Below are 24,940 nucleotides of genomic sequence, written 5' to 3'. Positions count from 1 at the left end.
GCGATTGACGCGCAGGGGCGGTTCAGATTCAAGAATCTGATGACTCGCACCGGCGAACCGAGCATTGCAGAACTGATGGCGCAATTAGCAGCCAACGCTGCCGAAATCGCCGCGCTCAAAGCCGAGAAGGAAGCGCTCTCGCAGCGGGTCGTCAAGCTGGAAGAAGAACTGGCACTGGCAAGGCTCCATCGCTTTGCACCCCGCAGTGAGAAGCACATTGATCGTCTCTTCAACGAAGCCGAAGAGGCTGCGGTCGAAGGTGGTAGCGAGGAAGACGATGTCGTCGAGCTTCCGGATACTGGCTTGCCTGCGGCCGAGGGCGTTACGGGCAAGAAGCGGGGACGCAGGCCTCTGCCGGCAGACCTGCCGCGCGAGCGTGTCGAATACGACCTTGCTGACGATCAGAAGGCTTGCCCTTGCTGCGACAGCCAAATGCATCGCATGGGCGAGGCCGTCACCGAGCAGCTCCATATCGAGGTTAAGGCAAAGGTGCTGCAGAATGTGCGGTTCAAATACGCCTGCCGCCATTGCGACCGCACCGGGATCAACACGCCTGTCGTGATCGCACCGATGCCGACACAACCATTACCGGGCAGCATTGCCACCGCCTCGACGCTGGCCTTCGCACTCGTCCACAAATACGTCGATGGCACGCCGCTCTATCGCGTGGCTCAGACATTCGAGCGTGCTGGCGTTCCGATCAGCCGTGGCGCTCTTGCGCATTGGGTTATCGGCTCGAGCGAGAAGCATCTATATCGCATCTACGATGCCTTGAAGCTGCGGCTGCAATCGCAGTCTCTCATCCATGGCGATGAAACGACGGTTCAGGTGCTGAAGGAAAAAGACAAGGAAGCCACCAGCACGTCTTACATGTGGGCCTATCGCAGCAGCGAGAACAGTGACGAGCCGATCGTGCTTCTCGACTACCAGCCCGGCCGCGGTCAGATCCACCCGCAGACCTTCCTTGGTGACTACCGTGGCATACTCGTCACTGATGGCTACACCGCCTGGCGCACATTGAATGGCGCAACCCATGTCGGATGCATGGCTCACTCCAGGCGGCGCTTCGTTGATGCCCTCAAGGCGAGAAAGAATGGTGGCGGCCCGCCGGAGCAAGCACTCCGGTTCTTCGAACAGCTCTACCGGATCGAAAGGCAGGCGAGAGACAAGACCCCAGATCCGGGGGAGGCAAAGGCCGATTGCATCCGCCGTTTCCGCCAGCAGCACAGCCTGCCTATACTGAACGCCCTAAAGGCGTGGCTCGACAATATCGCGCCAAAGATCGTGCCGGATACCAAGCTCGGCGATGCGGTGTTTTACACCCTGAACTAATGGGATTATCTGACGCGCTACACCAGCGACGGCAGGATGCCGATCGATAACAACATTCTGGAACGCGAGATCAGAGTTTTTGCCACCGGAAGAAAATCGTGGCTGTTCAGCGATACCGCTGACGGAGCCAGGGCCAGCGCGGTGATCTACAGTCTCATGCTGACTTGCCGCGCTTGCGGCGTCGACCCGCTCACCTGGCTACGCCACGTACTCACTGAGTTGCCGCAGCGGGGCGAAGCGGCCGCAATCGGCGACCTTTTGCCGTTCAACTTCTCCAGGGCAAATGCCCAATAAAAAAGCTAGGTAACCCGTGCGCGATTACGCCTGAAGAGGCCGTCTAGGCGCATCAAAAATCGCGCTTACGTTTTAGCGAATGTATCCTTGGCTACAGGCCCAGACGAATATCTTGCCGAGGCGCATCGCCAAATCCCAAAACTTCGACGGGTGGCTTAGGCGGCAATGGCGGGGGCACAAACGCCCTCACTGTTTCGCTGGCTACGGTTGTTTCAACAAAGCGGCCCAGGCGCAAATTAGGTTCGGAATCAGACATAGCCTATTATGAAATCCGACTGTTATTTAAACAAGAGGCCTTTCTCTTAAATAAGCATCAAGCTAAGGTAAGCGAGCTTAATTTGCGTAGACCCTTGTCACTGCGTCAATCGTAAGCGTCGGATAAAGGCTAGTCCGGCGAGACCCAGCCCGATAGATCTAGCTGTCAGCCAACAGCCGTCCATTAATAATCATTTCTTAAAACTACGCTCCTATTTCCGCTCGCCCTCGGCGCTGGTGCCAGAGAGAAACGGAATGAGCATGCCCAAACACGATCTTTCATCATGTCATTTTCAGCGAAAAATTTCGGAATTTTGCGAGGTGCGTATTGAACCGATATCCTCGAAGCGAGTGCTGGAGAATATCCACCCTTACCTGACCAGCCTGATCATTTACCGCAAACGGCCGCCGATCCTGAACGGCCATCTCGACTGGACTGCGATCGGAGAGGCCTGCGGTATCAAAGACGACATGACCGCTGAACTCAGGAAGCAATTGCGGCCGGCCCTTGATGCGATCATCCGTTGGCTGAAGGCGCCTCCAGTCGCTGATGATGTTTCTCCAGCAAAGCCGTCTGCCCGGACAGGTAAGGCTGAAGCGCTTAAAAAGACAGCGGCGACTTCCACGACCAGAAAACCCCAACGCGCTGCGGCCGACGGAGTTTTTGCCCGGAACACGTCTGCGCAACGCGGTCCTGCGCCAAAGCCGATCAGTGCATTCCCGGATCCGCTATTCGAGGCGACCGACGATCCGGCGAGCTTTCAAGATGCGCTCATCTACCATATGCGCCGGTTCGGCGACAGCTACTGGCAGCTCTGCCGCGCGGCGGCTCGCTTGACCGAGACCTTCGACAGCAAAACGCTTCTGTCTTGGATCCAGGGCGAACGTGTCCCGCGGTCGGTTGTCAGTTTCGACATCCTGCGCCGGATCGAAACGCGTTACCGACTGCCGGAAGGGTATTTCAAGAAGAAGTTGCCGCACCAAGCGCGCTCCGTCTACGGTCACGATCTTGGCGATATCAGTCGAGCCGAGCGGCGGCGAATTTCTTTGCATCTGCCGGATGATTTCAGCAGCCTGCCATTCGCAAAGCGAGAGGAGATCCTCGACTGGGTGCGCCAGGTGATTATCTCCGGTTCGACCGAATATCGCCGCTACCAGGCGGCAGCCAGCAAGCAGCGCTATGCGATCCGCTTTCCCGGCGTCACCTATGGGGGCGGTTCGCTTTCGCCGCGCACCCTGGCATCTGCAGCCAATGCCAACCAGAATATGACCGAGGAACTCGACGATCCAGATCTGCTGTCCGGTGTCGTCGATGCGCCGCCGCGTCTTGCGATGGAGATGGCCGATGTGATCCGGTTCAAGACCTCGACGCTGACGGCGATCGGATTGCAGCGCAACGGGGTATGGGGCGAAGAAACCGCTTCGCAGAAGATCGAGCATCTCGGATTGATGTTCGGCGCCCTGGCCGCCTCCCCGTCCGGCATCATCAAAGGTCGAGGCGTGCCACTCAGTCAGTTGAGCTTTGGTCTACTTGTCTTCCCCGGAATCTGGGACTGGTATCTGCAATGGCGTGAGCAGCGGCGTGGCTTCTACACAAAGTGGGAAGAAGACATGCTGATGGTCGCGCAGGCTCTTACACGAGCGGAGGTGGGCTGGATCCGTCAGCACCCCGAGCTTCTGAAAAATGTGAGGCCCATCGAAGGGTTGATTGCACCCGAAGAAATCGAGTTCGCTACCCGCGACTGGAACGGTGCCTGCGATTCGTTTCATCGGCATGCGGCCAACCGATCGAAAGAAATCCAGCGAGTGATGCGGGTGCACCGCGATCCGTTCGAGCCGATCATGTGCATTCTCGAAGCCGACAGCCCGTTGGCGGAGTATCGCAAGATCACCGACGAGATCCTGAACCGCATGCCGGACGAAGATCGCTATCCACGGCCGGCGGCGGAAGCCGTGCGATCTTTCCTGCTGCTGCGTCTTGGTCTGCATCTCGGCCTTCGTCAGAAGAACCTGCGGCAGTTGCGTGTCTGCCCGCGCGGGCATTTCCCGACATCGGAGCGCCGCCTCGAAGATATGAAATGTGGTGAGCTGCGCTGGAGCGATCGCGATGGCGGCTGGGAAGTGCTGATCCCGTCGGTCGCGTTCAAGAACGCCAGCTCATCGTTTTTTGGGCAAAAGCCGTTCCGCTTGATCCTGCCGGACCTGCTTGATCTCTACAAATACTTGGAGGCCTATATCGACAAGCATCGAGGCGTGCTGCTCGGCAACGCAAAGGATCCCGGCACCTTCTTCGTCAAGACGGTGAAAACGACGAGCCTCGACGCGGCCTATGACTCTACGAAATTCTATGAGGCTTGGAGAACGGTGATCCAGCGATACGGCATCTACAATCCCTATACTGGTCGTGGCGCCATAAAAGGCTTGCTGCCGCATGGACCGCATAACCTGCGCGATATCCTCGCCACTCACATCCTAAAGCAGACCGGGTCATATGAGCAGGCGAGCTATGCCATCCAGGACACGCCTGATGTCGTGCAGCAACACTACGGTCGCTTCCTGCCGCAGGACAAGGCAGCACTGGCAGCCAAGATTTTGAACCAGGTCTGGCAAGCGGCGTAAGGTCCAATTGGCACCCCGCCTCAGGCGCGAAGACAGTCCGCGCCTGAGGCGGGAAAAGCAAGCTCTTGAAACAAGCTGAACCAACGACTCCTTATCCAGATAGCTAGGCGCTTGATAGCCTGGTCAGAATCATGGTGCTCGCGATGCTTCCATAGCCACTTGCCTTAAGGGGGTGAAGCGCGATTAATCTCACGCGAAAGTGGCCGCCCTGTCGGAGGGGCCAGTGCCAGCGTTCAGGCCGCAACCACGGTGCGGGTGTCATAGTCGGCGGTCCATTGCAGCGATGGCCGCTCGCCGCAACGCTCAATCCAGGCCTTTACCACGTCGCTGTCCGGTGTCGCTGCAGGGTACCAGGCAAAGGGCGAATGCATTAGCAGATCGACAGCTGTATATCTCTCTCCTATCAGATAGGGACTATCCTTGAGCGCGGTTTCGAGGCGTGCGGCAAGTTCCGCCGGGGTGCGGAAGGTAAAATCCACAAAAGGGTGCGAGATCCCGGCTGCCTGCATGATCAGCACAGGTTCGACCACGCCGGCATACCAGGCGAGCCAGCTCAGATACCGACCGCGCTGCGGATCGCCGGCAACAGGCGCCATCTTCTTTTCCGGGAAAAGATCCGTCAGATACTGAATGATCGCGATGCTCTCCCAGATGACTTCGCCGTCGTGCTCGATCAGCGGCACCTTGCCTTCCGGATGCGGGTTCGTCGGATCTTTGCGACCGCTGCCATCGCCGCGGGCGATGTCAACGATCTCGATCGCGACTTTGTCGATGGCGTCCAGTTCGCGAAGAAGGGTAACAATACGCGTCGAGCGCGAGCGGGGGGAGTGAAAGAGAGTCAGCATAGTCTGGATCCTCGGTTGCGTTTTGCAATGCGGATCTTGTACAGTCAGCCAACTGCCATTTTCCGTCAGTAGGCTTCACCTATCCTCCAAAGTCATGGCTCGTAGTGATCGTCTGTTCCGCCTGCTCCAGGCGCTTCGCACTCTCCCCTCCCCGGTCACGGCCGCGCGCCTTGCCGAGGAGACCGGCGTGTCGTCGCGTTCGCTCTATAGGGACATCGAGAGCCTACGTGCCGCGGGTGCCGTCATCGATGGCGAGCGCGGCTTCGGCTACAGGCTGACGGAAGACATCGCCTTGCCGCCGCAGACGTTCACGCGGCTTGAAATCGAAGCCCTGGTGCTCGGCCTTGCCGAGGTTCGACATATGGGTGAACCAGCTCTCGCAGCAGCCGCAGATGCCGTGCTTTCGAAGGTCACAGCAACGCTGCCCGACCGACTACAACGTCAGGCGGTGCATGCCGCCTCCCAGGTCTATCGGTTCGAGCGCCGCGATCCGCCGGTCGTCGATGTCGGCCTTCTGCGCGAGGCTTGCTGGCAAGAACGCGCCGTAGTGATAGGCTATGTGGACGCGGAGCAGCAACGGACCGACCGGCAAGTGCTGCCGCTGGCAATCGTCTATCTGGAGAGGACGCTGGTGTTGCTTGCCTGGTGTTGCCTGCGCCAGGATTTCCGCAAGTTCCGCGTCGACCGTATCGCCGACATCCAGATGGCGGAGGGGAGTTTCCGTCCGCGCCGGGTTCAGATGCTCAGGGACTTCGTTGTCATTCTGAACGCCGGTGCGCCTGAAACATCAAAGATGATCTTGAGCAGCTAGTAACCAAGACGACAAGGCGGCCGGTGTAACCACGGACCGCTTTCGGACTGCTTTTCGCAATTGCAGAAGATGTCCAAACGGCCGCGCTGAGGCGTAATGCCGTCACTGTGAGTGGGCGGCATGAATTTGAGCAAAAATGCCTTGGCCGAGTCTTCGCCTTGAACGGATCTGAACCACCGACCCGGTGATTCTCAGCATCGAGAACAGTGCCTAGCGCGTTGGCAAAGTGACTGGCCATTCCTGCGCACCATGGAGAACGCGAAGAATACGAATCGCTGTTTTGTTAATTGCATATGCCGCGATGTACGGCGTGCCGTTAATTACCAGTTCGCGGGTGCCAGCAATTCTGCCAACACGACCGCTTGCGGGGAAATCTATCAACCGACGGACGGCAGCAACGATCCGTTCGTCGACCAAAATGGCCGCTGACGGATTTTCTGCCTCTATATATGTGAAGATGGCGTCGCGATCCGACAACGCGAACGCTGACCAGGTAAGCTTCACGATTTGCGCGCACCCGCGTTAAGGCGGGCTGCCGCTCGACGTTCAGCGAAATGTGCCTCGACTTCATCATCCGAGACGTCCGGTCGAGTATCGTTCAGCGCTTCGAGGACCTTGGTGCGAAACCAAGCGTCATGGGCCTCGCTGCCTGAAAGGAGCTCAAGCGGCAGCGCACCTTCGTTGGCCGTTCTGGTTAACAAGATACGAACCGCGTCCGATACGGTCAGCCCCATATTTCCAAGCACTGCGGAGGCGCGATCCCGAACCTCGGCATCAATACGAGTTTGTACCAGTGCATTTGCAGCCATACTAATCTCCACTTTCAGTGAGAGGATAATGCAAATGAATGACAAATGCCATAGTGCTTTGAGGACCGCCCTCGCCTGTTACCGTTCCTCTAGTTGCTCTTGAATGTGTTTGAAGCGACGAGCGCGATCTCAATCGTGTGGGATAACGCCTATGGAACATACTCGGCGTGCGAGGAGGAGCACGCAACTGAGACCTTCTTTCCACGCCCCCGCCACCCAAGAGTTTGTTTCTGCTGGAAATCAGGCTCTGTCAGAACCGCGCATCATCGAGCCCGCAAAACGGATCGACCGGATTGTTGCGGTTCCACGCCACACGACCCAGCAGCGCGTCCACCACCGCCCGCTGCATCGTTTCGGTGGTCGAATAGGCGTTGATATAGGTCGGCACCTGGGGTGCATCATAGAGAAGATATGGATAGCCGAAGGAAATCATGGCCGTCGGGACTTCGTGCCAGTGCCGGCGCATGGCTTCGCCGAAACTGCCGGTCAGCTTCAGCCAATCCAGGAATACACGCCCGCGCGTGAGCAATGTCTCGTCGCCCAGGAGGTAGAGAACCAGATCGAAATCCCTGGCATCGAGATCACTGTCGGGTGCATGTACCGTTACCTCGAACCCTTCCTGGCGCAACATCTCGGGAAGCGCGAATTGCAATGGTTGGCGAAGAAACGGGATAACGATGTCGCCGGAGAAAACCAGAATCCGTCGGTGCTGCTGAAGCTTGAGAGGCAGTGTGTCCCTGACATCCTTGACGAGGGTCGGAATGCGGTGCGCAACGCTTTGGGCGAAGGCGGCATTGCCGGCCCTGTCGACCGTCGGCACGGCCTGCTGTTTATGCAGGCCAAGCGCGGCCTTGAGACCCAGTTGCCGGATCAGGGCCGCTTCGATGCGTGCCGCGGTCAACCGGCCATCGGCCAGCGCAGCTTTCAGATATGCGACATCCGCTTCCCAATCGTCGGAAAAAAGGATGACATCGCAGCCGGAGGCGATGATTTCGGGCAGATGCTCCGAACGCTTCGACCACGATCCAAGCCCGGCCATCGGCGTGGCATCGGAAACGATCACACCGTTGAAGCCCAGACGCTTGCGCAACAGTTCTTCATTGAGCAGTCGGTTGATCGACGCCGGCCGGAATGCCTCCTGCCCCGCATCATCGACGAGCGAGCGAACGAAGGCCGGGAAAGCAATGTGTGCGGACATCACCGACAGCACCCCGGCATCAATGGCCCGGCGATAGAGCCGGCCAAAGCTGTCTTCCCAGCTTTTGAGATCAAGCGGATTGATGGTGGTCACCAGATGCTGGTCGCGATCGTCGAAACCCTCGCCCGGCCAATGCTTGACGGCAGACGCGACACCGTGGCGCTGGAACACCTCCATCTGCCGGATCGCATGCCGCTCGATCGTGGCGACATCCGACCCGAAGCCACGGGTAGCCACGATCGGGCTCCTGAAGACGGCGTTGATGTCGAGGACCGGCGTAAACGACCAGTTGATCCCCGCAGCGCGGGCTTCCTGTGCCATGATACGGCTCACCTCCTCGGTCGCCTGCACGTCATCGAGCGCTGCAAGACCGAGCGGATTTGGCATTTCGGCCGCATCCGCGAGGCTAAGCCGGCTGCCTTCCAGATCGGCGGAAACAAGCAGCGGCACCGGCAATGCTGCGTTCAATCTCGCGACAAGTGCCCGCTCCGTCTCGGCATCGGCACCGCCGAAACGGGTAATGCTTCCGGGCCGGAAGCGCATGATACGATCGATCTCGACGGGATCGTTGCCGAAGAGCACAAGGTTGAAGAGCTGCGACAGCCTGTCGTCTTCCGAAAGACCGGCGAGGATTTCCCTGACCCACTGGATGTCGTACGCATCGAGATTATAGGGAGCACCCGCGAGGTCATCGAACGTCATCGTCTTCGTCGCCTTCATCTGTTTCGTTGGGTCATGCGGAAGCCGTTGCTCGCCTCCCGGCCACACCCTATCAGACAGTCTCCCTCGCCAACACGAAATCGTGTTCCACCTGCCAGAACTTGCCACCGAAACCGAGTTCTTTTGCACGCTCCTGTTCATCCGTCAGACGAAACTCCGCAAGCAGACTTTTCTTGACGCCGAAAACCGCATCCGAGTGGATGTAAGGATCATCCGGATCGAAGATATGGGTGGTCAGCGTCTGGAAGCCGTCGGCCTTGATGATGTAGTGCAGATGCGCCGGACGGTAGGGATGGCGGCCGAGATGGCCGAGCAGCTGGCCGACGGGGCCGTCATCCGGGATCGGGTAATATTTCGGCTTCACCGCCCGGAACCAATAACACCCATCGGCGTCGGTGCGGAAAAGTCCGCGCAGGTTGAAATCCGGCTGGATGCCTTTCTGCTGGACGTCATAGAACCCCTCGTCATTCGCCTGCCAGACATCGATGACAGCGTTTTCTATCGGCCGGCCCTCTGTGTCGAGGATGCGGCCGCCGATCACCATATCCTCGCCCTTCTCGTCGAGGCAGATATTGGCGCCCATCGGCAATTCCGGCGCATCCGCCACATGGAACGGCCCGAGCACCGTGCTTTCGGAGGCGCCGGAGGGTTTGCGGTTGTTGATCGCATCGACCAGCATCGAGACGCCAAGCACGTCCGACAGGAGGATGAACTCCTGCCGCCACTCGTTGCAGGTATGGCCGGTGCGGGTGAGGAAGAGGATAGCATCCATCCACTCCTCCTGCGTCGGCTCCAGCTCCTTCACCGCCTCGTGCAGCTTGCGGGTGACGACCTCCATCACCTCTCTCAGCCGTTCGCTTTTCGCACCGGCGTTGCGGCTGGTGACGACCTCGACGGAATTTTCCTCAGTGAAATAGCCCTTTTCCTCAGCGCTCATGATGCCCTCACCGATCCAGAACTGTCTTCAAGACACGGCGCAGCGCGCCTTCGGGATCGGCGACCGCCGCATCCGCGCGCCAGGCGACGTGATGATCCGGCCGCACCAGCAGCGCGCCGGAATCGCTGATTTCACGGGTACGCGCCCAGTCGCCCGTCAGGTCCTGCCACGGCTGCCGCGGGCCGATCTTGTGGACTGTGATCGGGAGACCGAAGTCCTTCGACAAGGCCTTCGCCGCCGCCACCCAGCCATCGCCGCCGATGCCGGTGAGGATGGTGAAGACGCCGTGGCCGGTGAGATCGAGGCTCGAGACCTTGCCGCCATCGGCACCGAACAGCCAAGCATGTGGCAGCCGCGCGCCCGGCCAGCTCGTCGGCTGGAAATGCAGCTCCGCATCCTTCTCGAAGGCAGGCTCCGGCTGGCCGTCTTTCACCACGGCGCTCGAGTCATAGCGATGGTTCATCTCGACACCGTGGGCATCGAATTCGTAGACCTTATTGGCGATCGCCTCACGGATAGCGCCACGCTGGCGCTCGGCATCGGCAGTGTCGTCACAGCGCGCATCCATGTTTTGCTGCATCTTCACCGGATCGACGGAATCGAGCAGTCCGAGCGCCTTGAAGATCGGGCCGAACTCCTCGATAGACTTGTTAGCGCGGGTGACGATCTGCTTGGCAACCGGCGCGCGCTCCGCCTGATAGCTGTCGAGCAGACCCATGCCCGCCTGACCGCGGATGACCATGGCAAGCTTCCAGGCGAGGTTGAAACCATCCTGAATGGAGGTGTTGGAGCCGAGACCGTTCGACGGCGGATGGCGGTGGGCGGCATCGCCCATGCAGAAGACGCGGCCGTTCGACAGCGTCGTCGCGTACATGTTGTTGACCGTCCACGTCGAGACCGACTTGATGGTGGGCTTGAGATCCGGCACACCGACGAGGTCGCGCACGACCTTGGTGGCGAAGGCATCGTCAACCTGCGGCGCGGGCTGGTTGATGTCATACCCCCAGACGATCAGCCATTCATGCCATGGCCGCACCATGCGTACCAGACCCATGCCGATGCCGCCGACATCGGCGCCGGGCTGCAGCACCCAGTAGAGCACGGAGGGGCGATGGGCGACATATTGCGAGAGATCGCATTCGAACAGGATGTTCATCGAACCACCGACGCCCATCTTGCCTTCGAAGGTCAGGTCGGCATGTTCGGCGACCTTGGAGTTGCCGCCATCGGCACCGACAAGGAATTTCGAGCGGATCGTGATTTCCTTGCCCGTCAGCCGGTCGAGGCAGGTGGTGGTGACGCCCTCGGCATCCTGCACATGGCTCAGATATTCCGTCGACATGCGCGACTGGGCGCCGCGCGAGCAGGCGGTTTTGAAGAGCAGCGGCTCCATATAGGTCTGCGGCAGGTCGTTCATGCGACCGGGCGAGGTCAGGATATGTTCGGCGCGGGAGAGCGGGTGGTTGCCCCAGCTCTGCATGCGTCCGATCTCCTCACCGGCGACGGCGGTACAGAACACGTTCTGGCCCATCAGGTCCTGTTCGGTCGCGAACATATAGGCCTCGTCCTCCACGTCGCGGCCGAGATCGCGCAGAACCTCCATCGTGCGCTGGTTGGTGATGTGCGCACGCGGCGTCGTCGCCAGCCAGCGATACCGGTTGATCACTAGCGGCTCGAGGCCATAGGTCGCCAGGAGCGCGGCCGTCGCAGAGCCTGCCGGTCCCGTTCCAATGATCAAAACGTCGGTGGTGATATCAGCCATGCGGCCCTCCCTTATCATCCTGTCTGTGTGGTCCGCCTTTCAACAGGCGGCGGACCGGAAAGAGTTCCCAACCGGTGCGGTCGGAGATCAGCCCCCAGAGACCCCGGGGCGCAAAAAGCATGGTGACGATGGCGAGCGCCCCCAGCGCGAGCAGATACCAGGAGCCATAGCTCGAAAAGGCATTCTGCAGCAGAAAGAACACGATGACGCCGAGGATCGGCCCTTCGATTGTGCCGATGCCGCCGATCACCACGATGAAGACGACATAGGCAGTCCAGTCGGTGAGCGAGAAGGCGGCATCCGGCGAGATGCGCGCTTTCTGCAAATAGATGAGCGCGCCGACGATGCCCGTTAGAAAAGCCGTCAGCAGATAGATCGCGGTCTTGAGCCTCCGGGCATCGACGCCGAGCGCACGCGCCGCCGTTTCATTGTCCCGCACGGCGGCAAGGCCGAGGCCCTGCTTGGAACGCAGCAGCTTGTAGACGAAACCGATGGTGAGCGCGGCGAGCGCCAGCGCCAGCCAGTAGGCGAGCGCATCGGCAGCGGCCGAGGAGCGCATGCCGAACCAGTCCTGCAGCAGTGATAGGCCGAGCATTTCCTTCGTTGCCTCGCGCGGCAGAGACGTTCCGGTGCCGCCGCCGAGCATTTTCCACTGGGCGAATAGCAGCCGCCCGACTTCGGCGATGACCCAGGTGCCGATGGCGAAATAGGGACCGTAAAGCCGGAAGGCGAAGAAGGCAGTGGGCGCGGCAACGATCATGGCGAAAAGGCCGGCGAGCGGGATGGCAAGGATAGGGTCGAGGCCGGCAAGGATGACGAGACCGAAGAGCGCATAGGCGCCGCAGCCGACGAAGAGTTGCTGACCGACGGAGATGAGGCCCGCATAGCCCGCGAGCAGGTTCCAGTTCTGCGCCAGCGCCAGCATGGTCAGGATGAAGAACAGATCCTGCACCACGCCGCGCGACACAAGGAAGGGAGCCGCCGCCAGCGCCACGACCGCAACAAGAGAGACCACGGCGAAAATGCCGGAAAGTTTTGTGCGCGTTTCCACCCGCCAGTCTGCGGGCGCTTCGATCTCGGTCGTCATGGTGTCAAAACCTGTGGTCATGGCGTCTCAATCCACTGCCCGGGGGAAAAGGCCGCGCGGCCGGAGGAGAAGCACGAGAAGGAAGGCGATATGCCCGGCAAGGATCTGCCATTCCGGATTGATGGCGGCGCCGACAGTCTGGGCGACACCGAGGATGATACCGCCGGCAAGCGTGCCCCAGAGCGAACCGAGCCCGCCGATGATCACGGCCTCGAAAGCGTAGATCAGCCGCGTCGGCCCGGCCGTCGGATCGAAATTGGCGCGCGTGCCGAGATAGAGGGCGGCGACGGTGACGATCATCATCGCAAGGCCGGTGGCGATGGCGAAGATCGAGTTCGGCCGAATGCCCATGAGACTTGCGGTCACCACGTCATCCGAGGTGGCACGGAAGGCGCGGCCGAGCGCGGTGCGATAGATCAACTGGTTCAGCGCGACGATTACCAGCACTGCCGAGGCGAAGGTGACGAGCGGCATGACGCCGGCATTGATACCGCCGAAATTGACCGAGGCCGTTTCCAGCGCGCCGGCCGAGATGCGACGGCTATCGGCAGTGAAGCCTTCAAGCAGACCGTTCTGGATCACGATCGACAGGCCGAAGGTAACGAGCAGCGGCGGCAGGATATCCTTGCCGAGCGTGCGGTTGAGCAGGTGATACTGCAGCAGCCAGCCGATACCGAACATCAGGGGTGCGGCGATAACGGCAGCTAGGAAGGGATCGAGCCCGAACGTCGAGACGATGAGCAGGATAAGGAAGGCCGCGAGCACGATCAGATCACCATGGGTGAGATTGACGAGCCGCATGATGCCGAAGACAAGGCTGAGGCCCGCCGCGAACAAGGCATAGAGCCCACCGAGCAGCACGCCCTGCAGAAGCGTATCAATGAAGCTCATGGGTCTCTGCTCCGAAATAGGCGGCGTGGATATCGGCGCGATCAAGCTCCGCCGGGCGACCGGAAAGAGTGATGCGTCCCTCCATCATGCAATAAACGCGGTCTGCGACCTTTAGCGCCTGGGCAATATCCTGCTCGACGATGACAATGGCCGCGCCCGTGGCGCGGATTTTTGAGAAGGCGGCGTAGATATCCTTGATGATGACCGGTGCGAGACCGAGGCTGAGCTCGTCGCAGAGCAGGATGTCCGGGTTTGACATCAGCGCCCGGCCAATCGCCACCATCTGCTGCTGGCCGCCGGAAAGCGCTGTTGCCGGGTTGCGGCGGCGCTCCTTCAGGATCGGGAACAGGCCGTAGATGGTCTCGAGCGTCCAAGGGCCATCGACCTTGCGGCCGTAAGCACCGACCTGCAGGTTTTCCTCGACGGTGAGCGACGGAAACAGCTTTCGCCCTTCCGGCACCAGCGCAATGCCGCGACGCACGACATCGGGCGCGGCCAGCGCACCGATCGGCTCGCCGCGATGCAGGATCATCTCCGGACGATTGGCTATGACGCCTGATATCGAACGCATCAGCGTCGACTTCCCGGCACCGTTCGCCCCAATGACCGCGATGGTCTCCCCGGCGTCGAGCCGGATATCGACGCCGAACACGGCCTGGAAGTCGCCGTAGAAAGCCGTGAGGCCGTGGGTTTCGATGAGGCTCCGCATCAGACCTCCATGCCCAGATAGATTTCACGGACTTCGCTGGAGGCCATGATCGTTTCAGGATCGCCGATGCCGATCACCCGACCGAAATTGAGCACCAGAATACGCTCGACAACCGCCGTCAGGGCATGCAGCACATGCTCGATCCAGATGACGGCGATGCCGCGCTGATGAACACGCTTGATGGTCGCCACCAGCTGGCGGCATTCGCCCTCGGTCAGTCCGCCGGCAATCTCGTCGAGCAGCAGAAGTTTTGGCTGGGTGGCGAGCGCGCGGGCAAGCTCCAGCCGCTTGCGCTCCAGCAAGGTGAGCGAACCCGCTGGCATATTGGCCTTGGCGATCATGCCGGTCTCAACGAGGATGTCGGCGCAGAGATCGGCGACCTCGCTTTCCTTCGCCTGTGCGCCGAAAGCGCCGGCGACAAGAATGTTTTCATAAACGGTCAACCGCTCGAAGGGTTGCGGGATTTGGAAGGTGCGGCCCATGCCGGACAGACAGCGCTGCATCGGCAGCTGATGGGTCACATCTCGGCCGTCGAAACGAATGGTGCCGCCTGCAACGGAAAGATTGCCATTGATCAGATTGAACAAGGTGGACTTGCCCGCGCCATTCGGTCCGATGACGCCCAGCGCCTCGCCCGGTTCCACCGAAAAGCCTATGTTTTCAGCCACGACCAGCGCGCCAAAGGATTTCGAGACTGCGGTAAGTTCCAGTATGGGCATGGTGTTCTCGGTTTTCTGTTCTGACTTTCGGAAACCCCCTCATCCGACCATTCTTTTTTGAAGGCCGGCACCTCTCCCCGTGTGCGGGGAGAGGATTACGGTCAGAGGCAACTCCACAAGCGACTACGCCAAAGCCTCCAGCTTCCCGCCCAGCGGCACATTGGGTGCAAGCCCGTTTTCCACGACCACGAGATCATAGCCGCCGCCCGATTTCAGCCGCCACTGACCGCCGACCAGCGGTGTCTTGGCGATGTTTTTCTGGGCAAAGGGCGGCAGCTTGTCGTTGCCCCACGCGACCGGGCCGACCAGCGTATCGAGCTTGGTCTCGCCGATCGCCTTGGCGACCGCATCGCCATCGGCGACATCCTCGGCGCGCTTCATCACATCGACGGCAAGCTCGAACAGCGCATGGGCAAAGCCGATCGGCTGCGTCCACGGGCGTCCCGTCGCCTTGGTGAAGGCCTCCGCCACCGTTGCCGCCGTCTCGCCTGTGAGCGACGACTTGAAAGGATGGCTCGGAGTCCACCAGACCTCGGTGGAGAGATTGTGCCCGGCCTCGCCCAATGCCTCCACCGTCTGCGGGAAGAGCAGCGCCTTGCCGATCGAGGCGATCTTCGGCTTCAGGCCCTGCTGCTTTGCCTGGTTCCAGAAGGTGGTGAGATCCGGCGGGATCATCACGCCGGTCAGGATATCGGTTTCGGCCTGCTTGAAGGCGTTGATCTGGGCGGAAAAATCATCCGTCAGGTTCTGGTAGCGGCCGGTATCGGTCAGCCCATAGCCCAGCTTTTCAAGCACCGACGGGAAGCCGACCACCTTGTCACCCCAGGCATTGCCGTCGCCATCATTCGGGAAGAGGCCGCCGACCTTCTTGTTGGTCTCGAGCTGGCCCCACATGCCGGTGAAGACGGCGATGATATCCTCAAGCCCCCAGAAGAAATGGTAGGCATAATTGAACGGCTTCCAAGAGGCCGCGTCGCCAGGATTGCCCTGCTGGCCGATGAACCATGGCTGCCAGGGTGCAACGGTGGAGATGCAGGGCATCTCCTCGGCTTCGCAGGTGGTGGAAACCGGATTGGTGGTTTCCGGCGTCGAGGAGACCAGCATCAGGTTGATCTCGTCATCGACGATCAGTTCCTTGGCCACTTCCGCTGCACGGTTGGGGTTGGACTGGCTGTCCTTCACCACCACTTCGTAATTAAGGCCCATGCCCTTGGTCGTCGCCAGGAAGGCGTCGATCACGAATTTGTCGGCCTCGCCGAAGGCGGCAAGCGGCCCGGTCTGCGGGCTGACATAACCGAGCTTGATCGCCACATCCTGGGCAATCGCCGGTGCGGCAAGGCCCGATGTCGCGAGAACGGCCCCACTGGCCGCCGTCGTCTTCAGAAAATCGCGTCTGGTAAACATGTTTCCTCCCATTGTCGTCTCTCCTCCCAAAGAGCGCGCCCAGCGGCGTGCGAAAGTTCAGTCCGTCGGCCGCCGGCCCTCCCAGGCGTCCTGCAGAAGCGCGCGGATCGATGCCTTGTCGATTGGCCGTGGATTCCAGTAGGGGTTTTCAATTGCGATTGATGCAGCACGATCGAGATCGGCTTCGCCCAGTCCAAAATCCTTCAAGGACAGCGGCGCGCCGATGCCCTTGGCGAAATCCCAAAGCCCGCCGCCGATCGAACTGCCGAAAATCTCCGCCGCTGCAGCAAGCTCCGGCGCGGCAGCGGCGGCATTGAACGCAGCCGTGTGCGGCAGCATCACCGCATGGGTTTCCGCATGCGGCGTATCGAAGGAGCCGCCCAGCGTGTGGCAGATCTTGTGATGCAGCGCCATGCCGACCGTGCCAAGCACCGTGCCGCAGAGCCAGGCGCCGTAAAGGGCATCGCTGCGCGCCTCGGCATCGCGGGGCGACGCAACGATCTTCGGCAGGCTGCGGGCAAAGGCGCTGATGCCCTCCAGCGCCATCAGCGTCGAGATCGGGTTGCGGTCCTGTGCGTAGAGCCCTTCCACGGCATGAGCCATGGCGTTGAGGCCGCTGGTGACGCTCATGGAAACCGGCAGGCCGAACGTCAGCGCCGGATCGTAGATGACGATTTCCGGCAGGATCTTCGCGTCGCGCACGGTCGTCTTGCGGCCCGCCTCCGTCTGGCCGAGGATCGACGTTACTTCCGAGCCGGCATAGGTGGTCGGCACGACGATCTGCGGCAGGTCCGTACGATAGGCGATCGCCTTGCCGAGCCCGGTGGTCGAGCCGCCGCCGAGGGAGACGACACAATCCGCTCCGGTTTCGGCCACCACCTTCGTCGCCGCTTTCGTGACATCGACCGGCGTGTGCATGGTGGCACCTGAGAAGATACCGCAGGCGAGATCGCCGATTTCACCCGCCAGCGCCTCCGCATCGGCCTTCTGCTGCGGTGTCGAAAGCACCAGCGCCCGCTTGCAGCCGGCTTTTCTGATCCACTCTGCCACCTGGCCTCTAGCACCTTCGCCGAAGACGATGCGGGCCGGGCTGCCGGCATAGGAAAAAGATCGGGTCATGTAGGCCTCCCTGGCTTGGCGCGCATCATGACGAAGGTGAGATTGATGGCCTTGCCGCGTTTACCCTCGACATCGGCCGGCTCGAAGCAGGTAACCAATTCCGGCCGCACGCCGAACAGCGCATCCTCGGAAAGATGCGGATCGCCGGCATCGTAGATGTGGGTAGTTATCGTCTCGAACCCCTTGGCGCGAATGACGAAATGCAGATGCGCCGGCCGCCGCAGCGGATAACCGGCCTCGGCCAACAACCGTCCGACGGGACCATCATCCGGCACGCCGTAGCCTGATGGTACGACCGAACGGTAATCGAAGTGCCCCTTCGCATCCGTACGAAACAGGCCGCGTAGATTATGCTCGGGCTGCAGGTCCGGCTGCTGGTTCTCGTAAATGCCCTCGGCATTGGCCTGCCATGTCACGACCTCGGCACCGCTAATCGGCAGTCCGTCGAGATCCTCCACCCGCACCGAGACGGCCAGCGGCTCGCCGATGCCATCGAGTGAGATGGAGGAACCGGAAGCGCGCTCCGGTGCGTCATTGCGGAAGAACGGCCCGCGAATGGTGTTGGGCGTCGCACTTTTCGGGCGGCGGGTGTTGATCTCCTCCACCAACGCGGAGGCACCGATGAGATCGGAGAGCAGCACCCATTCCTGCCGGCGCTCATCCGAAGCGTGTCCGATTTCCGTGAGAAAAGCGATGACCTTGCGCCACTCGTCCTGCGTCGGACGGAACTGCTTGATGAGATCGTGGACATGCGTGACGGTGGCGGCGATGAGCTGTGGCAGATTGCTGTCCGAATATACAGAAAAACGCTCGGCGAAGGCTTGCGACGATGTCGTTTCGCTGAATGTAAGCGCTTTGGCACCCAACGACATGCTTTTCCTCCAAAGTCCGCCGTGTTGGTAAAGGGACCATAGCAGCCGGAAATGGATGGATTGATGATTTTGCTCGCGATCAATATAACGGATCGTTATGAAGATCGATGAACGCCACCTCATTCAGCTTGCCGCCGTCGTCAAGACCGGCGGCGCGACGGAAGGCGCGGCCCTTTTGGGGCTGGCGCAACCCGCCGTTTCGCGCACGCTGTCGATGCTGGAAAAGCGCGTTGGCGAGCCCTTGTTCATCAAGGGCCGTCGCCCTCTGCAGCCGACGCCCTTTGGCCTCGCGCTCGCCGAGCACGGCTTCGTCATGCTGGCAGCCTCGCGAAAAGCCTCCGATCTTCTCGAAGGTTTTCGCGTCGGCAAGAGCGGCGTCGTGCGCATCGGCGGCACGCCCTTCTTCATGGATGCGCTGATTGCCGAACTCTGCGCCGAATTCCAGACACACCATCCCGATGTTCGTATCGATCAAAGCTACGGCTATTTTCCCGACCTGCGTGCGGCACTGAAGGCCGACCAGATCGACCTCGCCATCTGCCCGATCGATATTCTGGACGAGGGCTCCGGGCTGGAATTTCAGCAGATTCTGCCCGGCCGCAACGTCATCGCCTGCCGCGTCACGCACCCACTTCTGCTGAAACGCAAGCCGCAACCAAGCCATCTGCTCGACTATCCCTGGGTCGCACCGCCGCCGGGAAGCCCTCTGATGACAGACCTGCGTGCCCTGCTCCTCTCTTTCGGCGCGACCGAAATCAAGATCCGCTATTCCGGCGGCTCGCTGATGGGCGTCATCAACTACCTGAAATCGGCGGATGCGCTGACCGTGATGCCGCACAGCGTCGTCTTCGCCCAGCGCAAGGAAAAGACAATCACGGCGCTGCCGGTGAACATTCCCCACCCGGAACGGGCACTGGCGATCCTGAAGCGAACAGACGCCCCGCGCGCACCCGCCGTCGAACAGTTCGCCAACTTTATCCGAATCGGTTTTCAGGATTTGCGCCACTTGATCAAACGGCATGAAGAGGCTGTCATATGGGGCGTTTGATCGCGTTTGTTTCAGCCTCGAGGTCAGCATCGACGGCAATATGGGCTGCTTCGGGAGACGGCTGAAAAAATGCCGCGTTGGCAAAATGAACGGCCAAACCCATCCGGCGCACCGGTCCCTGCTCGCACCTAACATATGGCCTTGATGGGATCCGAACTTTCAATCCTTTTGAACCAACGTCAAGCGTCTGAGTCAAAATAAAGCCGGTCGCCCTAGAACGACCGGCCGACGTAGCAATCTGCCTACTGCGCCGCTTCCTCGATGAGCTCTGCAACCGGTTGTGGCTGCGAGACCATCACAACATGGGATGCGCCTTCGATAACAATAGTGCGCTTCGACCCAGCTCGTTCCGCCATGAAGCCAAGTGCTTCAGCCGGGATGTTTTTATCGCCATCGCCATAGATGAAGTAGGAGGGCATTGACTTCCAAGCCGGCTTGCCGGACTTCTCTGTCAGAGCGGCCTCTGTGATTGGCCGCTGGCCGGCAGCCATTAGCGCAGCATCATCCACGCTCACATCATGCGCAAACTGATCGTGGAACTTCTCCTGATCGATAGAGAGGTCGGTATTGCCGTCGGCGAGCTTCACAGGCGCTGCAAGGGCCTGACCGAGCGTGCCACCGGGAAATTTGCCGGCAAGGTCAGCAGCCGCTTCTCCTTCATCGGGGGCGAAGGCCGCCACATAGACCAGCGACTTTACGTTTCCCCTGCCATTCGCGGCGGTCGTGATCACCTGGCCGCCATAGGAGTGGCCGACGAGAACAACCGGACCATCGATGCTTGCGACAACATCCGAGACATAGGCTGCGTCGGCAGAAACGCTGCGCAAAGGATTGGCAGCGGCAACGACACGGTAGCCATCCTTTTGCAGGATCCGGGCAACGCCGTTCCAGCTTGAGGAGTCGGCAAAGGCGCCATGAACCAGAACAACGGTGGGCTTGTTAGACTGGGCAAGTGCGCTACCCGACAAGAGAGCGCCCGTGACGGCAAGGCTTGCAGCAAGCTTGGACATGATAGTTCCTTTTTCTTGAGTAGGGGATGTCGAATGGGCTTGTGGTTTGGAAGTCGCGGGAGTTCAGCCGCGAATGAAGGCGAGCACGTCAGCGTTGAAACGGTCAGCCTCGGTCTCTGCCAGTCCGTGAGAGCCGCCCGAATAGATCTTGAGCGTGGCATCGGCCACGAGCTCAACGGCCAGATGGGCAGAAGCCCCGATCGGCACGATCTGATCGTCATCGCCGTGGATGATCAGGGTCGGGCGGTCGATGCTCTTCAGATCCTCGGTGTAATCCACTTCGGAAAACTCTCGGATGCAATCATACTGGCCTTTGATGCCGCCCTGCAGGCCAATGCGCCGGAAATTCTCCCTCAGACCGTCATTGCTGCTGAAACCATCCCGGTTGAAGCCGTAGAAGGGCACCGTCAGTTCGAAGAAGAACTGCGAGCGGTTCTTGGCTGTGTTCTCACGGATATTGTCGAACACCTCCATGGGCGTGCCATGTGGATTATCGACGGTCTTCAGCATCAGCGGCGGAACTGCGCCCACCAGAACTACCTTGGCGACCCGAGCCGTGCCGTGACGACCGATATAATGCGAGACCTCCCCGCCGCCGGTGGAATGGCCAACCAGGATCAGGTTTGAGAGGTCGAGCGCCTGGATTAGTTCGGCCAGATCGTCGGCATACTGGTTCATATGATTGCCGTTGAAGGTCTGATCCGAGCGGCCGTGGCTACGGCGGTCATGTGCGATGACGCGAAAACCATTCTGACTGAAGAACAGCATCTGCTGATCCCAGGCGTCCGAGGAGAGCGGCCATCCATGAGCAAACAGGATAGGCTGGCCAGTGCCCCAGTCCTTGTAAAAAAGGTGAGTGCCGTCTGTAGTCAGAAATGTCGACATTATAGGTCCCTATGTAATTCGGCATTCCTGCATCTTGCTCCGCGCATAATCATCCTCCGTCTCTCAAACCAATCGTAGAGCGTCTATGCAGATGAGTTAACGCAGCCCGGGGAGAAGAACGGTGAGAGGGGCACGCAAGGAGAAGGCGAAGGCGAACAGTTCGTCCAATCAGCGAGAGCGGCCACGCCTGATCGTCGCCGCTTCATCATGCTTCCTTTTCCAGGGCATGTGGATCTGGGCTCTGGTGTCACCCGTTTGGCACGAGTTGACATGATGCGAGCAACGGCACGTGCGTCACTTTTCGGGAATGACAAGCGTTTCGTCTTTTTTTACGACATAAGTCGCCAGCTCCGACGCCTCGCCATCGCCTACATTTTTAGCCACATGCGCAACGCCTGCTGGAATGAACAACGCTTCACCGGTTTTCAGCGTCACAGGCTCTCTGCCTTCGAGCTGATACTCGATTGAGCCCTTCAGGACATAGGCCACTTCTTCCCCTGGATGCGAGTGTTTAATGGACACGGCACCCGGTGCGAAGTCAACGCGGGCCTGAACGGCCTGAAGACCAGGGGTGCTTATCTCGTTTTGTACAAGATCGGTGCGCTTCAGCGGACTGTTCTGCTGCGCCTGCACCGACGCAATGAAGGTGGCCCCTGCGATCATGAGTGCGCCTGCGACGGACTTGATGAGCTTCATGACGTTTATCCTTTGCTTTGTATAGATTTGGGGTTCTGCCCTACCGATGTTTGTTCTTCATCAGCACGGTCATATAGCTGCATCCATGTATTCAGGGTGTGTCCGTTAAGGCCCGCATTGTAACCCAGTGTAGACGCCGTATGTTTAGTGCCGAGGCGGGGATGGCGGCGATCTCGATCCGGTTGCACTCGGATGACCGTGTTCCATAGCTTTGGATTTTGGTCGCTGCACTTTGCCTCAGGGCTCTCGTCTTGCCGAGCATTCTGTCTGCTGCCAAGTCGGCTTTGGGCGTCACGGCGAGTAATGGCTGAACACGAAATCGTTCGACCGATCTAATTTCTGATGACAGGCGAAACAAGAAGTCGTCAACGGGACGCTCGGGTTGGCAATCCCGTTCTCAAACTGCCCATAACCCCAGCCGCCCGTGTCAGCGTACTTTTTCGAATCCTTGACGCTGATCTGAACGTTTGTCGGGTTGCCAGCGACGAAAGACTGTGGTGCCGGGAAGACGGCATCATTACGTGGAGACGATTTGAATTCGTAAGCAAGTCTGACGATGATCGCTCCGTCTGGGAAGGGAAGCGTACCGGCGCGAGACGCTTCATAGGCGATGTCGTTGCCGATAACCGCACGGATGTCGTTGTTTTGGCCTGCCTCGTGCGCGACGGTTATCACGCGCCAATCCCGATAACCCTCCGGAAGACCAACGCCGTACACGGGTGAAACATTTTCTCCAGCGCTGCCGATGGAAGCGTATATCGTGAGCGCCAAAGCGGCTGAAACGACCGAACATGTCGCCAACAATTTCCTCAATTCAATCTCCTTCAAAGTATGAACTCCGCAGGCAGATACCGCGACGTCCGAGTGTAAACGGCCTCGATAGGATCCTATATATATAGCCAAAGGATCGTGCAAGAGGCAACCTTCCGGCCACTCGCAAACGGAAGGCAGAGTTTGAAAAGCACCTGCCGTGGCTACAGGAGCATCGGCCGCGCGATCGTGCAAGAGCGACTTATCGCCTTCAAGCAGCCCATCAAATCCGGTGACTGGCCGGCAACGCATTACTAAGACCACGGTCCTCGGGCGACTCAAAGACATCATTGTGGCTAATCGCGCGGTCTGCTGACGCCAAATCCTTCCCTATAGAAGTATCAGCAGCGGCAAGGCCAAAATTATCAGTGTCAGCGCGGCCCCGGTGGCGGCACCAACAGCTTTCACAACGCGGCTACGCCAGCCATCCCAATCATAAATCATGCCATTCCCCTATTGCCGACAAGGTGGAGCGGAATAAGCAAACGTCAAGTGGGCTTGGGACAATCGAGACCTGATCGCTTTGGGAGCAAGACCAGGTCTCTCGCTGTCCTGAGGCTTGGATCCGATCAGTTCAGCGGATCCTCAACCTGCCAACGATCAAATAGTTCCAAACCATCAAGGACATCACCATGGCAAATCGCAAGCGCACCACGCTTGGGGTCGTGCACGTCACTGCCACGCCTCCGGGCTGGGACAAAGCCGCAGCCGGCATCAGGGCAATCCACAAGACTCAGGGCTGGTCGGATATTGGCTATAACGAGATCATCAACCCGGACGGACGGCCCGAAATGGGTCGTGGCAAGATGGCGATCGGGGCCCATGTCGCTGGCTTCAACTCGATCTCCTATGGCCTGTCGATGGTCCGCGGAATTACCGCGACTGGTCGACCGGACTTCAACACGATCAAGGATGCGCAGCTCACCACGCTTGAAAAGCGCATGCGCGAATTGACGGTCGATTTCCCCGAGATCGAGTGGTGTGGTCACCGCGACCTGTCCCCCGACAAGAACGGCAACGGCATCATAGAGCCCTTCGAATACATGAAGGCGTGCCCGTGTTTCGACGTCCATCCCTTGGGCAGCGGAGCGCGGTCTGCCAGTCGCGGAAATCAAGGGCACATGGAAGCTCCTCGTGCTGGAGCCGCAGAGCGCGCCTGTCCTCGAAGGCCCCGACACCCGCACGGCTTACCTGCAGCGCCTGTTGACGTGTGGCGGCTATGTGCTGGGACTGATCGACGGCATTATTGGCAAGAAGACCCGCGCGGCAGTGAGAGCCTTCCAGCTTGCCTCCGGGCTTCCAGAAAGTGGTGAGTTCGATACAGCGACCGTGTCACGCCTGCGGGCAATCTTCGAAGCGAAGGCCGCCGCTTAAATCGACACTCGCTCGATCAGATACTTGGGATGTTCAGGACCATTGATCATCTCGCACGATCCCAATTCATCAACAGTCGAGACAACAAAGTTCACCCTTGCATCATCATGCATCGATGCGTGGAGAAGGGCGTCTATCAACTGAGATCGAGTGAGGATTTCCGGAGCCCGAGACGGAACGCCGTTCTGAAATACACTCAGTCGAAACCGATGTGGTCGCGTCTGCATCGCATCAAAGCTCATTATGCCAGGCCTGTGTGAGCGCAAATTCACCCGATGTTTCCCTGAAAATCAACTGCAAATTCTGGCACCAAGCCTGAAAGGAACTCCCATGCTCGAAAAGCTTCTCACTCCCCTGACCACGGCAACCGCCAGCGGCACGATCCTGCGATACGTCCTGGTGATTTTCAGTTCGCTGGTGATGCTGCTTGGCGGCCCGCAGGTGCTCACGCCGGCGCAGGTGGACGTGCGTTCCCGCACGGTCCCAGAGATCGTCGGCGCCGTCTTCGGCCTCATTGCCATCATCGTGCCAATCTACGCGGCCCGTACCAAGTCAAGTTCCGACCGTGCCGCCAAACTGGCGAAGGAAATCGACAAGGTTCTGCCCCCGGCCGTGAGCGCCACGGTCAAGACACCTGAAGGCATCCCCGACATTCCAGTTCCAGCCGAACACCGCTGATCTTCGCATAGCATCGCCTCCGCATCGGAAGGCATGCCCTCCAAATGGCGAATGAG

At 59.9% G+C, this 24,940-nt stretch carries 23 protein-coding genes and 2 pseudogenes; 6 read left to right on the top strand and 19 right to left on the bottom strand.

Features of this window, described 5'->3' with window-relative positions:
• Positions 1 to 39: 39 nt before the first annotated feature.
• A pseudogene (tnpC, locus tag ASG68_RS09930) lies at positions 40 to 1,626 on the top strand (IS66 family transposase).
• A gap of 133 nt (positions 1,627 to 1,759) precedes the next feature.
• Here tnpC and ASG68_RS32315 read toward each other — a convergent pair.
• Positions 1,760 to 1,882 (bottom strand): annotated as a pseudogene (locus tag ASG68_RS32315) (Fic family protein); the annotation flags it as partial.
• A 254-nt stretch (positions 1,883 to 2,136) separates the two neighbouring features.
• On the opposite strand from ASG68_RS32315, the gene ASG68_RS09925 reads away from it, so the two are divergent.
• Complete coding sequence (locus ASG68_RS09925) at positions 2,137 to 4,500, top strand: hypothetical protein (protein ID WP_062609581.1); 2,364 nt, start codon at positions 2,137 to 2,139, stop codon at positions 4,498 to 4,500.
• A gap of 233 nt (positions 4,501 to 4,733) precedes the next feature.
• Here ASG68_RS09925 and ASG68_RS09920 read toward each other — a convergent pair whose 3' ends face one another.
• Positions 4,734 to 5,345 carry a glutathione S-transferase family protein gene (locus ASG68_RS09920; RefSeq protein WP_062601911.1) on the bottom strand — a complete coding sequence of 204 codons (612 nt, stop codon included), beginning with the start codon at positions 5,343 to 5,345 and terminating at the stop codon, positions 4,734 to 4,736.
• Between the two features lie 94 nt (positions 5,346 to 5,439).
• Here ASG68_RS09920 and ASG68_RS09915 point away from each other — a divergent pair, with 94 nt between their 5' ends.
• A complete protein-coding gene (locus tag ASG68_RS09915; protein ID WP_062601909.1) occupies positions 5,440 to 6,156 on the top strand; it encodes a helix-turn-helix transcriptional regulator in 717 nt (238 codons plus the stop codon).
• A gap of 210 nt (positions 6,157 to 6,366) precedes the next feature.
• Here ASG68_RS09915 and ASG68_RS30495 read toward each other — a convergent pair whose 3' ends face one another.
• The 12 genes from ASG68_RS30495 to ASG68_RS09855 all read right to left on the bottom strand — a co-directional run bounded on the left by ASG68_RS30495 (position 6,367) and on the right by ASG68_RS09855 (position 18,383).
• Positions 6,367 to 6,660, bottom strand: a complete 294-nt coding sequence (locus ASG68_RS30495; protein ID WP_082553993.1) for a type II toxin-antitoxin system mRNA interferase toxin, RelE/StbE family — start codon at positions 6,658 to 6,660, stop codon at positions 6,367 to 6,369.
• Entirely contained in the window at positions 6,657 to 6,965 is a 309-nt protein-coding gene (locus ASG68_RS09905) for a type II toxin-antitoxin system RelB/DinJ family antitoxin (protein WP_062578764.1), read from the bottom strand. The genes ASG68_RS30495 and ASG68_RS09905 overlap by 4 nt, the downstream gene beginning before the upstream one ends.
• A 250-nt stretch (positions 6,966 to 7,215) precedes the next feature.
• Positions 7,216 to 8,865, bottom strand: a complete 1,650-nt coding sequence (locus ASG68_RS09900) for a glycoside hydrolase family 3 protein (RefSeq protein WP_062609689.1) — start codon at positions 8,863 to 8,865, stop codon at positions 7,216 to 7,218.
• A 70-nt stretch (positions 8,866 to 8,935) separates the two neighbouring features.
• Positions 8,936 to 9,820, bottom strand: coding sequence for an intradiol ring-cleavage dioxygenase (locus ASG68_RS09895; RefSeq protein WP_062601865.1), 885 nt, complete (start codon positions 9,818 to 9,820; stop codon positions 8,936 to 8,938).
• A gap of 7 nt (positions 9,821 to 9,827) precedes the next feature.
• Positions 9,828 to 11,582: an FAD-dependent monooxygenase gene (locus ASG68_RS09890; RefSeq protein WP_062578760.1), complete on the bottom strand. Its 1,755-nt coding sequence runs from the start codon at positions 11,580 to 11,582 to the stop codon at positions 9,828 to 9,830.
• Positions 11,575 to 12,690: a branched-chain amino acid ABC transporter permease gene (locus ASG68_RS09885; RefSeq protein ID WP_156373630.1), complete on the bottom strand. Its 1,116-nt coding sequence runs from the start codon at positions 12,688 to 12,690 to the stop codon at positions 11,575 to 11,577. Before ASG68_RS09885 ends, ASG68_RS09890 begins: the two co-directional genes overlap by 8 nt.
• Before the next feature lie 6 nt (positions 12,691 to 12,696).
• Entirely contained in the window at positions 12,697 to 13,560 is an 864-nt protein-coding gene (locus ASG68_RS09880) for a branched-chain amino acid ABC transporter permease (protein WP_062601869.1), read from the bottom strand.
• Entirely contained in the window at positions 13,547 to 14,269 is a 723-nt protein-coding gene (locus ASG68_RS09875) for an ABC transporter ATP-binding protein (RefSeq protein WP_062578756.1), read from the bottom strand. Before ASG68_RS09875 ends, ASG68_RS09880 begins: the two co-directional genes overlap by 14 nt.
• The gene (locus tag ASG68_RS09870) at positions 14,269 to 14,988 is read right to left on the bottom strand and encodes an ABC transporter ATP-binding protein (protein WP_062578753.1); all 720 of its coding nucleotides are present in this window, start codon (positions 14,986 to 14,988) and stop codon (positions 14,269 to 14,271) included. Before ASG68_RS09870 ends, ASG68_RS09875 begins: the two co-directional genes overlap by 1 nt.
• 123 nt (positions 14,989 to 15,111) lie before the next feature.
• Positions 15,112 to 16,392, bottom strand: a complete 1,281-nt coding sequence (locus tag ASG68_RS09865) for an ABC transporter substrate-binding protein (protein WP_062578751.1) — start codon at positions 16,390 to 16,392, stop codon at positions 15,112 to 15,114.
• Between the two features lie 57 nt (positions 16,393 to 16,449).
• The gene (locus tag ASG68_RS09860) at positions 16,450 to 17,511 is read right to left on the bottom strand and encodes a maleylacetate reductase (RefSeq protein WP_062578749.1); all 1,062 of its coding nucleotides are present in this window, start codon (positions 17,509 to 17,511) and stop codon (positions 16,450 to 16,452) included.
• A complete protein-coding gene (locus tag ASG68_RS09855) occupies positions 17,508 to 18,383 on the bottom strand; it encodes a dioxygenase (protein ID WP_062609579.1) in 876 nt (291 codons plus the stop codon). The genes ASG68_RS09860 and ASG68_RS09855 overlap by 4 nt, the downstream gene beginning before the upstream one ends.
• A 97-nt stretch (positions 18,384 to 18,480) precedes the next feature.
• On the opposite strand from ASG68_RS09855, the gene ASG68_RS09850 reads away from it, so the two are divergent.
• Positions 18,481 to 19,431, top strand: coding sequence for a LysR family transcriptional regulator (locus tag ASG68_RS09850; RefSeq protein WP_062578745.1), 951 nt, complete (start codon positions 18,481 to 18,483; stop codon positions 19,429 to 19,431).
• Positions 19,432 to 19,673: 242 nt separating this feature from the next.
• Here ASG68_RS09850 and ASG68_RS09845 read toward each other — a convergent pair whose 3' ends face one another.
• The 5 genes from ASG68_RS09845 to ASG68_RS33005 form a co-directional block, all read right to left on the bottom strand.
• Positions 19,674 to 20,441 carry an alpha/beta fold hydrolase gene (locus ASG68_RS09845; protein WP_062609577.1) on the bottom strand — a complete coding sequence of 256 codons (768 nt, stop codon included), beginning with the start codon at positions 20,439 to 20,441 and terminating at the stop codon, positions 19,674 to 19,676.
• Between the two features lie 63 nt (positions 20,442 to 20,504).
• A complete protein-coding gene (locus ASG68_RS09840; RefSeq protein ID WP_062578742.1) occupies positions 20,505 to 21,326 on the bottom strand; it encodes an alpha/beta fold hydrolase in 822 nt (273 codons plus the stop codon).
• Between the two features lie 294 nt (positions 21,327 to 21,620).
• The gene (locus ASG68_RS09835; protein WP_062578740.1) at positions 21,621 to 22,022 is read right to left on the bottom strand and encodes a cupin domain-containing protein; all 402 of its coding nucleotides are present in this window, start codon (positions 22,020 to 22,022) and stop codon (positions 21,621 to 21,623) included.
• Positions 22,023 to 22,313: 291 nt separating this feature from the next.
• Entirely contained in the window at positions 22,314 to 22,850 is a 537-nt protein-coding gene (locus ASG68_RS09830; protein WP_244484176.1) for a cytochrome P460 family protein, read from the bottom strand.
• Between the two features lie 551 nt (positions 22,851 to 23,401).
• Positions 23,402 to 23,953: a hypothetical protein gene (locus ASG68_RS33005; RefSeq protein WP_200951800.1), complete on the bottom strand. Its 552-nt coding sequence runs from the start codon at positions 23,951 to 23,953 to the stop codon at positions 23,402 to 23,404.
• 13 nt (positions 23,954 to 23,966) lie between these two features.
• Between ASG68_RS33005 and ASG68_RS33000 the strand changes: the two genes are divergently transcribed.
• Positions 23,967 to 24,206 carry a peptidoglycan-binding domain-containing protein gene (locus tag ASG68_RS33000; RefSeq protein WP_062601876.1) on the top strand — a complete coding sequence of 80 codons (240 nt, stop codon included), beginning with the start codon at positions 23,967 to 23,969 and terminating at the stop codon, positions 24,204 to 24,206.
• A gap of 330 nt (positions 24,207 to 24,536) precedes the next feature.
• The gene (locus ASG68_RS09815) at positions 24,537 to 24,884 is read left to right on the top strand and encodes a hypothetical protein (RefSeq protein WP_062601878.1); all 348 of its coding nucleotides are present in this window, start codon (positions 24,537 to 24,539) and stop codon (positions 24,882 to 24,884) included.
• Positions 24,885 to 24,940: the final 56 nt, after the last annotated feature.

Source organism: Rhizobium sp. Leaf453 (assembly GCF_001425605.1).
In the GTDB taxonomy this organism is placed as follows: Bacteria; Pseudomonadota; Alphaproteobacteria; order Rhizobiales; family Rhizobiaceae; genus Pararhizobium.
The sequence above is the reverse complement of the archived record's forward strand: the minus strand, read 5'-3'. Positions and strand labels throughout refer to the sequence as shown.

Excerpts from the sequence above, each read along its gene's own strand:
- ASG68_RS09925 (WP_062609581.1), top strand. The coding sequence starts at position 2,137 with ATGAGCATGCCCAAACACGATCTTTCATCATGTCATTTTCAGCGAAAA.
- ASG68_RS09920 (WP_062601911.1), bottom strand. The coding sequence starts at position 5,345 with ATGCTGACTCTCTTTCACTCCCCCCGCTCGCGCTCGACGCGTATTGTT.
- ASG68_RS09915 (WP_062601909.1), top strand. The coding sequence starts at position 5,440 with ATGGCTCGTAGTGATCGTCTGTTCCGCCTGCTCCAGGCGCTTCGCACT.
- ASG68_RS09905 (WP_062578764.1), bottom strand. The coding sequence starts at position 6,965 with ATGGCTGCAAATGCACTGGTACAAACTCGTATTGATGCCGAGGTTCGG.
- ASG68_RS09900 (WP_062609689.1), bottom strand. The coding sequence starts at position 8,865 with ATGACGTTCGATGACCTCGCGGGTGCTCCCTATAATCTCGATGCGTAC.
- ASG68_RS09895 (WP_062601865.1), bottom strand. The coding sequence starts at position 9,820 with ATGAGCGCTGAGGAAAAGGGCTATTTCACTGAGGAAAATTCCGTCGAG.
- ASG68_RS09890 (WP_062578760.1), bottom strand. The coding sequence starts at position 11,582 with ATGGCTGATATCACCACCGACGTTTTGATCATTGGAACGGGACCGGCA.
- ASG68_RS09885 (WP_156373630.1), bottom strand. The coding sequence starts at position 12,690 with ATGACCACAGGTTTTGACACCATGACGACCGAGATCGAAGCGCCCGCA.
- ASG68_RS09880 (WP_062601869.1), bottom strand. The coding sequence starts at position 13,560 with ATGAGCTTCATTGATACGCTTCTGCAGGGCGTGCTGCTCGGTGGGCTC.
- ASG68_RS09875 (WP_062578756.1), bottom strand. The coding sequence starts at position 14,269 with ATGCGGAGCCTCATCGAAACCCACGGCCTCACGGCTTTCTACGGCGAC.
- ASG68_RS09870 (WP_062578753.1), bottom strand. The coding sequence starts at position 14,988 with ATGCCCATACTGGAACTTACCGCAGTCTCGAAATCCTTTGGCGCGCTG.
- ASG68_RS09865 (WP_062578751.1), bottom strand. The coding sequence starts at position 16,392 with ATGTTTACCAGACGCGATTTTCTGAAGACGACGGCGGCCAGTGGGGCC.
- ASG68_RS09860 (WP_062578749.1), bottom strand. The coding sequence starts at position 17,511 with ATGACCCGATCTTTTTCCTATGCCGGCAGCCCGGCCCGCATCGTCTTC.
- ASG68_RS09855 (WP_062609579.1), bottom strand. The coding sequence starts at position 18,383 with ATGTCGTTGGGTGCCAAAGCGCTTACATTCAGCGAAACGACATCGTCG.
- ASG68_RS09850 (WP_062578745.1), top strand. The coding sequence starts at position 18,481 with ATGAAGATCGATGAACGCCACCTCATTCAGCTTGCCGCCGTCGTCAAG.
- ASG68_RS09845 (WP_062609577.1), bottom strand. The coding sequence starts at position 20,441 with ATGTCCAAGCTTGCTGCAAGCCTTGCCGTCACGGGCGCTCTCTTGTCG.
- ASG68_RS09840 (WP_062578742.1), bottom strand. The coding sequence starts at position 21,326 with ATGTCGACATTTCTGACTACAGACGGCACTCACCTTTTTTACAAGGAC.
- ASG68_RS09835 (WP_062578740.1), bottom strand. The coding sequence starts at position 22,022 with ATGAAGCTCATCAAGTCCGTCGCAGGCGCACTCATGATCGCAGGGGCC.
- ASG68_RS09815 (WP_062601878.1), top strand. The coding sequence starts at position 24,537 with ATGCTCGAAAAGCTTCTCACTCCCCTGACCACGGCAACCGCCAGCGGC.